The sequence below is a fragment of the Streptomyces sp. NPDC025793 genome (assembly GCF_055558375.1).
Genome location: NZ_JBVHMR010000102.1, coordinates 1 through 10132 on the forward strand (window position 1 = coordinate 1; position 10132 = coordinate 10132).

Below are 10132 nucleotides of genomic sequence, written 5' to 3' on the forward strand. Positions count from 1 at the left end.
GCTCACCCCGCTCGGGGCGACCCTGATCGATCCGATCCACACACTGACCGAGTGGGCGAGGGCGAACGGCGACGCCGTGCTCGATGCGCTCGACGACGATCCCGAACCGGTCGCCCATAGCGACTGAGGCCCCGCCAGGGCAGCGACCTGCTGACGGATCGTACGCGGGGGCCGGTCGTGGGCGCAGCTCAACCCGGCCTCCGGCCGGAGCCGGACCTGCCCGATGATCTACGCCATGGTCATCGGCTGCCGACCGGCACGAGTACCCAACTCGCCCTTCACACCAGACCCGTGACCTGCGGCTTCACGATGCACACCGCTCAATGGGTCCGGCTGAAGCCGCATCTGCCCAAGTCTGGGCGGTGCGGTGGGCGTTGGGTCAGTCACCGCAGGATCATCAACGGGATCCTGTACCGGAACCGGACTGGGGTGCCGTGGCGGGATCTGCCTGCGCGGTTCGGTAAGTGGAGGACCGTGTATGAGAGGCACAGGCGCTGGTCGGCGGACGGCACGTGGGACAAGATCTTCGCGGCCGTCCTGGCCGACGAGGATGCCCAGGGCCGCATCGACTGGTCCATGGTGAGCGTGGACTCCGCCACCTGCCGGGCCCACCAGCACGCCGCCGGAGCACGCAAGGAACCACCGCGGGCGCCGGGAAAAGACGCACGCCCCGGCAGCACCGCCCCGACGAGGGGCTCGAACCACGGCACGGTACGGCGACCCGAAGCGATACGGCAGGGGCTGGAACACCGTCCCTCTTGTCGAAGCGCTCCGGGCGCTGCGTATATCCCAGACGTCTCCCCAGCCCCTGCCTGGATCGGCCCAACGGCCAACTTGCTTGCCTATTAGGCCCATTCCTCCCGGCGTAACCGCCGCTACCTGCGCAGACGGCGGATCAAGCACACCATCCCCGAGCCGAAGAACCAGCGGGCCAACCGCCAACGTCGCGGGAGCAAGGGCGGACGGCCCACCGGCTTCGACAAGACGGTCTACAAGCGCAGAAACGAAGTCGAGCGGACGATCAACGCTCTCAAGAACTTCCGGGCCGTGGCCACGAGATTCGACGAGCGCGCCTATGTCTTCCAGGGCACCGTGACCGTCGCAGCAATCCAGCTCTGGCTCCGGGGGTAGATCCATTATCCCGGTGCAGCGAGGCGCCTGTCACCGTTCTCCGGAATGATCTTTACATCCGTTTTGCGCCTTTAGGCTTGCGGGCGGACACAAAGCATGGATCTGACCTGGGAGTTGAGAGTGGCGCACGATGTTGCCGCGCTGGCAGTGGAACTCACGGACATGGCTGCGGCCGATCACCAGTCTGCTGTCCGCGCGAACAGTGATGACCCCGCCGAGCAGCTGGCGTGGCGACGGCTGACCGCACGGCACGGTGACCGGCTTGACGAGATCATGGAGGAATATGGCTGGCCGACGGCGGAACTGGTCGGCGAGGAGGCCGCACGCGCGGCATGGCTGATCGCTCAGCACGCCGACCGGCAGCTCGACGTTCAGCGTCGTGCCCTCCAGTTGATGCACCAGGCGGTGTCGGCAGGCTCGGCCAGCCCACGCGAGCTGGCCTTTCTGCGCGACCGCACGCTGGTCAATGAGGGCCGCAAGCAGGTTTACGGCACTCAGATCGCCGGTGTGAAGGACGGGTCACCGGTTCCGTGGCCCTGTGAAGAGCCCGAGCGCATGGACGAACTCCGTGCGGAAGTCGGCATCGAGCCCTTCGACGAGTACGTCGCCAAGTTCTCCGTGGCGTGACGCTCCCTTCCCAGTCGGGTCGGCGGTGCCGCTGCCATCAGCGTGCTGACCGAGCGCAGGCGTTTCGGCGGCTCTCTCGCCGATCTGGACGCCGTGCGTGCCCGCGTCGATGTGCCCGTCCTGCGCAAGGATTTCATCGTCAACCGATATCAGCTGTGGGAGGCCCGCGCGCACGGCGCCGATCTTGCGCTTCTCATGGTCGTGTCGCTGGACGGCGGCCGGCTCGCTGACCTGATGGGGCTGTGCAAAGAGTTGGGCCTCACGCCGCTCGTGGAGGCGCACACGGCCGACGAAGTGTGGCGCGCCGTCGCCGCGGGTGCAGAGCTCCTCGGCATCAACGCTCGGGACCTGACGACGCTGGACGTGGATCGCGAGGTGTTCGCCGACCTTGTGGCGGCCATCCCGGAAGGCGCGGTCAGGGTCGCGGAATCGGGAGTGACGGGCCCCAAGGATGTGGCGGAGTACCGTGGTTGGGGAGCCGACCTGGTGCTGGTCGACGAGGCACCGGTGCGCTCGGGAGACTCGCGCAGCGCCGTGCGCGAGTTCATCGAGGCGGCCGGGGCGTAACGGCGACTGGCTCGGCCGGTGGCACGCCTGGACATGACGAGCCGAGCCACCAGACCGATTCGGCTCCGGCTGCTGTGGAGGCCGGGGCCGTCTTCAACCGGTTCGGCGGGGGGCGGTCGGCCACGGAGTACCTGCTGAGACGCAGCGTCGGTCGAAGACCTGCCGTTCCAGCGGGTTGGTCGACCAGATCTTCTCGCAGTGTGCGCCGGCGGAACGTCGACGAACGCGGTGATGTGTGTTGCCGCATCCAGCAGCATCGTCTTGACCTGTGGAATCTGCCGTCCGAGCATGTCGGCGACCACACATTTCACCAAAACCTGCGACGAAGAACGCCCCGAGCTGGTGATCCATGCCGCCACCACCATCTCCGCCGTGCAGGCACCGAGCTGACCGACACCATCCACGACGCGCTCGCCGAGCGGCATCTACTGCCCGCCGAGCATGTCGTCGATTCCGGCCACATCTCCCCGGCACGGATCCAGCGGGCACAACGGGTGCGCGGCATCACTCTGCTCGGCCCGTCGCCGCCGGCCACAGCAGCCAGGCCAAGGCGGGTTACGGCCTCGGCAAGGCGGCCTTCACCATCGACTGGGACAACCAGCAGGCGATCTGCCCACGCGGGGCCACGAGCGTGTGTCCCGGACCGGGCTGAGTGGCACCAACGCAGCCGAGTTCGCCATGTGGGCGTGCCCGGACGACGAACGCGCAAGGCGCTGGGCAGCCCACACCGCGACTGGGCCCCGGGCTGCTGATCAGACCAGCGGTGCGCGACGAGCTGCTGGCTGCCGTCGATGTCGTAGGTGGCGCCGGTGAGGGCTCCGTTGGCCATGATGTGCAGTGCCAGGGCGGCGACATCCGCAGGGCCGACCACCCGGCCGATCGGCAGCGTCTTCCGCAACTGTTCCCGGCCTGCTGCGAGTTGGTGACCGAGGAGGGAGGCCGACAGCGGTGTGTCCAGGAAACCGGCCACGATGAGGTTGACCCGGACCGGGGCCGGCTCCAGCGCCAGGTTGGCGGTCAGCGCCGGCAGTGCCGCGGTGAGCGCGCCACGGCCGTCCGGGCGGCGGGCCGTCGGCCGCCGGTTCCACCGATGAACAGCAGTGTTCCTCCGGCCCTGACCTGCTCCGGCTCGCCCGCGCCGCCGCCGACATCATCGAGATTCGCCCACCGAAGTCACGTCCGGCGTCGGCCAGGTCGAGCTCGTCGAGGGGCGTCTACGACGGGCTGCCCGCTGTGACCAGCACATGGTCGACCGGCCCCGGCAGCTCGTGCAGAAAGCGCTCCAGACGATCGGTGTCCAGGGCGTCGAACTCGGCCGTACACACGGCACTCAACTCGTCCGCCGCCCGCTTGAGACGAACGGCGTTCCGCGCCGCGAGCACCACCTCGCCCGCCGGACGCACGCGCCTGCCGTGCCGTCTCCAAACCGATTCCCGCGCTGCCCCCCACCACGACCGTTTGGCCGGCCAGTTCTCCACCTACCGTGCGGGCTTCTCCCTCGCTCGCACTCACAGCAGGTCACCTCCGTGCGAACGCGATTCCCGTACGTCCCTCCGCGCGTCACACATGATCACCTCCGTGTCTCCGGCGGATCCTCAGCTTCTCAGGCCGTCGGAGACGCCGTACCGCTCCGAGATGTTCCGCAGCCTCCGGCCCAACGCGGACGCGCCGCCCACGTCGACCGGCTTCACCGAACGCAGCGCCCGGCCGCCGCGGGTCGGGTCGGCCTTCGCGACGGGCAGGCTCCGCCGCGCGTGATACAGCGCCCAAGGGCAGGTGAGCCCCTCCTCGAAGGCCGCGAGCACGGGTCGGCTGGCAGGACGGATCGGATCAAACTGCTCCAGCCGGCTGTGCCGGCCCGACAACTTCGCCTTCGTACTCCAGGCGCGACGCTCGTCCGGCGGTATCCGTGTGCGCGCATCCGGACCAGGTGCGCGGCCACAGCTCCCATCGAGATCGGGGGAGCGACAAGTTATTGAGAATTCGAGGTGATGATCGGGCAGGGTGGAGGGGTGCCTGAGTCGTCCTTGCCGGGAGGTTTCGTCACACGACGGAGCGCTGGGGCACGGTGCCCGCGTCGGTCGGCGAGGAGCGGGTGGTGTACTGCGGTACGGGGGCGTCGTCGCGGCCGGTGTCGCGCACGAGTCCGTACCGTTCGCGGTCGGCGGAGTGCGGGGCCGGGGGAGTGGCGATGTCGTCCGCTGTCTGCTGCCAGGAGGAGGGCAGGACGTCGAGGTTGTAGTCGGCCTGGGTTTCGTTGAGGTGGAGTGTGATGCTGCCGTCGAGGTAGTAGTACTCGTTCTGCCACATCTGTTGGGCCCCCGGCGGGAGGGTGATGAGTCCCTGCTGCCTGTTGCCCATCCAGGTGCCACCGGCGGTCGTGCCCGGCTGGCGATCGTCCATGCGGTGGCCGCCGCCCGAGGCCACGTGGAACAGCCTTCCTCGCAGTCCGGTCCACGAGGGCATGGTCAGCAGCCCGGGGCGCAGCCCGTACATCACGTCCCAGTGGACGGTGAAGTAGCCCTTCCCGCGCAATACCACCGTGTCCCCGCGGTGGACGAGTTGGTAGCCGTCCAGGTGCCTCTTGAGCCCCGTCATCGTCACCGCGGTCTGCGGGCGGTGGGGCAATGCCGCGGGCGGCCGGTCCGGCGGCGGCGCGCTGTCCACGGTGTCGACCACGGACCCGTACCGCGGCCGGGGCGAGGGAGGCGAGACGGCCGAGCCCAGTACCGGTGCCGGCCGCGACGGTGGTGCGGATGCGGTGGGCGAGGGAGCGGGTGCCGGGCCGGAAGCCGTCGGGGCAGTGGCCGGACGCGCCGACGGGCTGGACCAGGGGGCCGCGTACACGAGCACGCCACCGCCCACGGCGAGCAGCGCACTCGCCGCCACCACGGCCTTCGCGGTGAGACTCGTCCCTGCGGTCCCTGTCGTCGCGGAACCTCCGCCGCCCGAAGTGGCCGTGGTGCCGGCATGGTCGCCCGCCGCGGTGTGCGTTCCCGTGGACAGCCACGGGCGCCAGGCCAGCAGTACCGCCGGCACGGGCAGGAGGGCCAGGGGCGCCAGCAGTCCTTCCGGGGCCAGCATGCCTTCCTCGTGGCGCACGCACCGCGGGCATTGCCGCACATGGCGGCCGAGGCGTTTGCGCCACAGGCCGCTGGGGGCGCCGTTCCAGTCCAGGGTCAGCCGGGTCAGTTCTCCGCATGCGGGCCTGGCCGCGAGGGCTCGGACGACGACGCGGGAGGTGTGCAGGCGCTCCTTCATGCGTTGTACCCGTACTGCAGCTTGATGGCCGGTCATGTCCAGAGCGGAAGCGAGCTCGGCCCGGGCGAGCCGGCCGGCCGTCTCCAGCCACCACAGTGACAGCAGTTCCCGGTCGTCCTCGTCGAGCCAACGGGTCGCGCGCAGGGTCTCCTCGCGCTGTCCGGACAGCCGTAGGTTGAGGATGACCCCCTCGGCGAAGTCGGCGGCCGGGTCGGGCCGATGCTCGGCCGCGTCGAACGCCGCTCCCGTCGCCTCCCTCCTGCCGCGCCTGCGGATGTGGTCGCGGACCTCGTTCACGGTGATGGTGATCACCCAGGATCGGAACGCCTCCGGGCGCTCCAGTCCCCCGATGCCGCGCAGGATGCGCATCATCGTCTCCTGGACGATGTCGTCGACGTCGTCGCGGTACGGGTGCGCACGCGCCGCGACGCTGTAGACCAGGGGAAGCGTCCGGGAGCTGAGCTCTTCCAGGGCGTGGCGTTCGCCCGCCCGAGCCGCGACGATCACGTCGGCCGCGGGCGCGGCGTGCTTTGGCATCGGGTCTCCCTTCGACTTGCCGCGGGTACGAAGCCCCCGCTCGCGCCGAACGAGCCAGGTTGCGGGGGTCCTCGGGCAACCGCCGTCGGTATCGCAGACACCGCGGCAGCGATGCCATCGTATGGGGTGAGCGCTGACAGCCATGGGCGGGCCGGTGGAATCCGTGGCGGCCGGGGATCAGCGGGAGTGACGCGGGGACGTACGCAGATGCGAGCGGCTGCGTACGAAGACGAAGACCGCGGCGACGCCGACGAGAACGACGCCCGCCAGTCCTGCGACGGTCCACAGAGCACCGAGGTGGCTGCCGGTGTCCGCCATGGTGCCGGTGGAGGGGCCCGGGGGCGTGCCCGCTCGGCCGGTCCGGGCCGGGGAGGGTGTCGGTCCTGTCGCGGCGGAGGAGGCGAGAGCGGTGAGTACGGTGTGGGCGCCGGCCCGGCTGACGGAGAAGCGCGCTCCGCCGATGGCGAGACCGGTACCGGAGACTGTCGCGGTCGTCGAACCGACGGTCAGCTCGGGGGAGTTCGGGGAAAGAAGGATCTTCGCGCCGGTGACGACCTGAAGCTTGCGCAGGGTCGTGTCGAGTGCCTTGCTGAGGTCCAGGACGGCCGAGGAACCGGTCAGAGAGATCGCGCTGGATGTCCGCAAAGAGGTCCCGGAGACGATCAGGCTGCCTTTGGCCACGGCGGTGGCGCCGGTGTAGGCGGCGCTGGTGACGGTGGTGGCCGCGGCTCCGCTCTGCGTCACCGATCCGGCGCCGGTCACCGCCGGGAGGGCGGTGGGTGTCCTGGTGTTGCGGAGCACGAGTGAGCCGTTGTCGATCACTTCGTCGAGGGCTCCGCCGGTGTGGAGGCTTCCGTCGCCGCCCGCGGTCCCGGAGCCGAGACGGAGGGTCGCATTCCTGTCGATGGTGGTGGATCCGTCGTAGTACTGCGCTGCTGCGAAGGTCACGTCGTTGCCGCTGGTGCCGGCGATGACGACGTCCCCGGCGCCGGGAGCGCTGAGGGTGTCGTGATATAGGCCGCCGCCGATGGGCGCACCCAGGGTTACCGGTCCGTTGTAGTCGAAGGTGAGCCGGGAGCGCTGCCGTCTGGCGTGCAGGTTGATGTAGACCGTCTGCGCCGTGCCGGGCATGAAGATCTGGTGTGTGGTCCCGTCGCCCCACTGGACGTCGGCGCCCTCGATGTTGGTGCCGCGCTTGTTGAGCTTGTGGGCCACGGGCCGCCAGTTCAGTCCGGGGTCGCTCAGCGACGGCGCCGCCCCGTCGCCGCTGTCACCCCAGCTGTAGACGCCGGTGAGGATCACCTTGCTGCCCGGGCGGGAGTGCACGTTCACGTCGTTGCCGTACTCGCGGCTGTAGAAGTTCTGCCGCTGTACGACAGTGTGATTGAGCGGGGTGTCGATGATCCATGAACCGCGGTTGACGACGGAGCGGGCGTTGGGCAGGTCGGCGGCACAGGTGGTGCTCGCGAAGTTGACGCCCGTGCCGTTGTCGAGGATGCCGGAGAACGGGTTGGTACCGCAGATCTGGAGTGTTCCCCACATGTTCCGGGGCTGGGTGACCAGGCCGGAGCCACTGATGATGCCCAGGTTGAACAGACGGGTCAGCGAGAGGCGCAGTGTGCCGTCCACCCGGATGTTGTCCTGGTTCTGCTGGTAACCGGGCGTGTTGTACGGGAAGGACCCGATCAGGCCGGTCGAACCGCCGGTGCCGTACTGGAGGGTTGCCCCTGCGTCCACGGTGACCGCGGGCTCGTCGGGACTGCCGACCACGACGTACGGGTGGTTGCCGCCCGGGATCTGAACCCTCTGGTGCTGCCGGGAGTGCGGCAGGGTGAAGGTGCTGTCCTTGGCGAGGACCAGCGTGCCGATGCCGGACACGCGAAGGGCTCCTTCACCGCTTATCACGCCGGTGTACGTGTGGGTTCCCTGCGGGACGCGCACGACCGCGTCGCCGGTCAGGACGACATCACGGTTCGCCAGGACGGCCGCGGTGATGTCGCCGTCTGCGGCGACTGCGCTGCCCACCGCGACCACCGGTGTGGCGGCTCCCGCGACGAGAGCCGCCGCCAGGACGAGGTGCCAAGATCGCTTCATCGAGTCAGGGTGCTTCCTGGAGTGCTGGTGATCCTTACGGACGTGAAGACCGGTGGCCGGCCAGAGGGATCTCAAAAACCCGGAGAAGTTCTCCGTTCCGCCCACGCGCCCATCCGGATCCGGGCGCGGCGCACATCGCGTGGTGGCCGGCACCGAGACGATCGCCGCAGGCGCGCGGGCGTTCACCGAGATGCTGCGCGAGCGCGCAGACCTGGACGCGGTCGTGGCGGCGCATTGCTTGTCGGTGTAGCACTGGACGCGGCCGAGGGAGTCGGCGAACATGCTGGGTCGTTCCGCGTGGCGAGCCCCATCAAGGGGTGTGGTGTAGCCGGCTGTGAGCAGGCCGTTGCCGTCGATGGCGGCGCGGAGTTCCGTCCGGCTGGACAGGGAGGCGATCTTGCCCGTGGGTGAGGTTGTCGGGATGCAGGACCGGTCCGAGGGGTGCCGGTGGCCGGGTCGGTGACGGTCAGCCGCGTGTAGGTGTTGACCTGCTGCGCCGCGGTACACGACGTCTTCGCGTCTTGCGACAGCTTGCTGATCCGCTCGACCAGTTCCTGGTGGGGGTGGACGAGACACCCGGGATGTGCCCCACCGGGTGCTCCCGGGCGAAGCGACATCCAGCACCACCGCGCCCCCGCTGCGATTGGGGGAGTGCAGGTCCTCCTGCGTGGTCTCGACAGCGTCGCCTTCGCACGGGGCGAGCTGCCCGGCCGGGTCGTGTCACGGCTGGACCGCGCCCTGACGATGTTCGACGACCCGCCGACGGCCACCCTGGTGCTCGCCCGCATCGTGCGTGGAGAGGGCGCGTACACGTTCAGCTGGACCCGTCCTGGCCGCCCTCAAGGCCGCCGGCTACCAGGGGCCGGTCTCGGGGGAGATCCAGGGAGCGTCCCTCAATGCCCCCGACGTCGCCCGCCGTTGCCTGGAGTTCCTCAAGGCCGCCGAGCCGTTCTGACGCCGCGGTCGGCCGTCCACATCTCTCACACCCCCACTCACGCTACGGCCTTGCGTCGTACGCGCATCAAGAAAGAGGCATGGGCCGTGGACCCACGCATCCCTGTCGGCCTCGACCGACACCTCACCGCCGACGCGCGGCACTGGCTGTCCCACGCCATCGCCCGCGTAGGCCAGGATCCGACGGCCGTGGCGTCGCCTTCCCGGCCGTGGGCCGACGTTGCGGACGCGGACCGCTCGGTGCCGGCTGGACGGTGGAGGCCGAGTTGGCGGTGCGGGCCGCCGAGCACGTCGTCGCGGCGGCCCGGCAAGAGCTTCAGGAAGCCGAGGGTCGGCTGCTGCGCCTGCGGTCGGCTCGGGAGGTCGCGGCCCAGGCCGATGCGGTGGTGCGGGAACGGGCCGGCGAGATGCCGTCGGGCACCATCGTGGACCAGGCCGAGCAGCCGCCGATCTCGAAGTGGCGTCCGGACGCTGGTGTTGCCCAAGGAACCGGGCCAGCTCGGCGACCAGCATTTTCGGTCGGCGTGAACGGCGGCTCAGGCCGGCTCACCCGCCAGCACTGCTGCACCGCAGTGCCCAGCAGCCCCTGGTCGTCGGCGACCGCATGGACCAGCCGATTGAACGTAGCCACCGGCGGCACCTTCACCGTGCCCGGCCCGTACGTGTCCTCCAGCAGCCAGTCCATCTGCCGAGGCAGCCGGCCCAGCGTCCCGGCGGACCGCTCCCGCTGCGCCTCCAGCGCTGTCCTGATGGCGTCGACCCCCCGCTCGTCGGCGCGCCCCCCACGGCGACCTCACTCGTGTCGTACGCCCGTCGACCAGCCCCCGAAGCTGGCTGGCTGTCGGACGGCACCGGTTCTGTGGCGACCGCGTAGCTGACCGCGTTCGCGTGTGCCTGGTTGGGGAGAGAAAACCCCCGTCCTCCGACAGGAGCGGCTTGTCTGCCAGGTTCTCAGTGGAGC

General features: G+C 69.9%; 10 protein-coding genes and 4 pseudogenes. 7 read left to right on the plus strand and 7 right to left on the minus strand.

Going from position 1 to position 10132, the window contains the following annotated elements; genetic code table 11:
- The 5 genes and pseudogenes from ACZ4MF_RS48030 to ACZ4MF_RS48050 form a co-directional block, all read left to right on the plus strand.
- Positions 1-127, plus strand: a pseudogene (locus ACZ4MF_RS48030) (winged helix-turn-helix transcriptional regulator); the annotation flags it as partial.
- 182 nt (positions 128-309) lie between these two features.
- Positions 310-849, plus strand: coding sequence for an IS5 family transposase (locus ACZ4MF_RS48035; protein WP_467500679.1), 540 nt, complete (start codon positions 310-312; stop codon positions 847-849).
- A pseudogene (locus ACZ4MF_RS48040) lies at positions 850-1131 on the plus strand (IS5/IS1182 family transposase); the annotation flags it as partial.
- A 96-nt stretch (positions 1132-1227) separates the two neighbouring features.
- On the plus strand, positions 1228-1758 hold the full coding sequence (locus ACZ4MF_RS48045) for a DUF6624 domain-containing protein (protein ID WP_467500665.1): 531 nt from the start codon (positions 1228-1230) through the stop codon (positions 1756-1758).
- Between the two features lie 21 nt (positions 1759-1779).
- Positions 1780-2325, plus strand: a pseudogene (locus tag ACZ4MF_RS48050) (indole-3-glycerol phosphate synthase TrpC); the annotation flags it as partial.
- A 162-nt stretch (positions 2326-2487) separates the two neighbouring features.
- Here ACZ4MF_RS48050 and ACZ4MF_RS48055 read toward each other — a convergent pair.
- The 6 genes and pseudogenes from ACZ4MF_RS48055 to ACZ4MF_RS48080 form a co-directional block, all read right to left on the minus strand.
- A pseudogene (locus ACZ4MF_RS48055) lies at positions 2488-2627 on the minus strand (transposase); the annotation flags it as partial.
- A gap of 5 nt (positions 2628-2632) precedes the next feature.
- Positions 2633-3355, minus strand: coding sequence for an SDR family oxidoreductase (locus ACZ4MF_RS48060; protein ID WP_467500681.1), 723 nt, complete (start codon positions 3353-3355; stop codon positions 2633-2635).
- A gap of 184 nt (positions 3356-3539) precedes the next feature.
- A complete protein-coding gene (locus ACZ4MF_RS48065; protein ID WP_467500667.1) occupies positions 3540-3728 on the minus strand; it encodes a hypothetical protein in 189 nt (62 codons plus the stop codon).
- A gap of 192 nt (positions 3729-3920) precedes the next feature.
- Complete coding sequence (locus tag ACZ4MF_RS48070) at positions 3921-4190, minus strand: hypothetical protein (RefSeq protein ID WP_467500669.1); 270 nt, start codon at positions 4188-4190, stop codon at positions 3921-3923.
- A 178-nt stretch (positions 4191-4368) separates the two neighbouring features.
- Positions 4369-6123, minus strand: a complete 1755-nt coding sequence (locus tag ACZ4MF_RS48075; protein ID WP_467500671.1) for an RNA polymerase sigma factor — start codon at positions 6121-6123, stop codon at positions 4369-4371.
- A gap of 177 nt (positions 6124-6300) precedes the next feature.
- Positions 6301-8217, minus strand: coding sequence for an autotransporter (locus ACZ4MF_RS48080; protein ID WP_467500673.1), 1917 nt, complete (start codon positions 8215-8217; stop codon positions 6301-6303).
- 52 nt (positions 8218-8269) lie between these two features.
- Here ACZ4MF_RS48080 and ACZ4MF_RS48085 point away from each other — a divergent pair, with 52 nt between their 5' ends.
- Positions 8270-8467 (plus strand): hypothetical protein, encoded by a 198-nt coding sequence (locus ACZ4MF_RS48085; RefSeq protein WP_467500675.1) that lies wholly within the window; start codon positions 8270-8272, stop codon positions 8465-8467.
- Between the two features lie 543 nt (positions 8468-9010).
- Positions 9011-9172, plus strand: coding sequence for a hypothetical protein (locus ACZ4MF_RS48090; RefSeq protein WP_467500676.1), 162 nt, complete (start codon positions 9011-9013; stop codon positions 9170-9172).
- Between the two features lie 315 nt (positions 9173-9487).
- Here ACZ4MF_RS48090 and ACZ4MF_RS48095 read toward each other — a convergent pair whose 3' ends face one another.
- A complete protein-coding gene (locus ACZ4MF_RS48095; RefSeq protein ID WP_467500678.1) occupies positions 9488-9856 on the minus strand; it encodes a hypothetical protein in 369 nt (122 codons plus the stop codon).
- Positions 9857-10132: the final 276 nt, after the last annotated feature.

Excerpts from the sequence above, each read along its gene's own strand:
- ACZ4MF_RS48035 (WP_467500679.1), top strand. The coding sequence starts at position 310 with ATGCACACCGCTCAATGGGTCCGGCTGAAGCCGCATCTGCCCAAGTCT.
- ACZ4MF_RS48045 (WP_467500665.1), top strand. The coding sequence starts at position 1,228 with ATGGATCTGACCTGGGAGTTGAGAGTGGCGCACGATGTTGCCGCGCTG.
- ACZ4MF_RS48075 (WP_467500671.1), bottom strand. The coding sequence starts at position 6,123 with ATGCCAAAGCACGCCGCGCCCGCGGCCGACGTGATCGTCGCGGCTCGG.
- ACZ4MF_RS48080 (WP_467500673.1), bottom strand. The coding sequence starts at position 8,217 with ATGAAGCGATCTTGGCACCTCGTCCTGGCGGCGGCTCTCGTCGCGGGA.
- ACZ4MF_RS48095 (WP_467500678.1), bottom strand. The coding sequence starts at position 9,856 with ATGGACTGGCTGCTGGAGGACACGTACGGGCCGGGCACGGTGAAGGTG.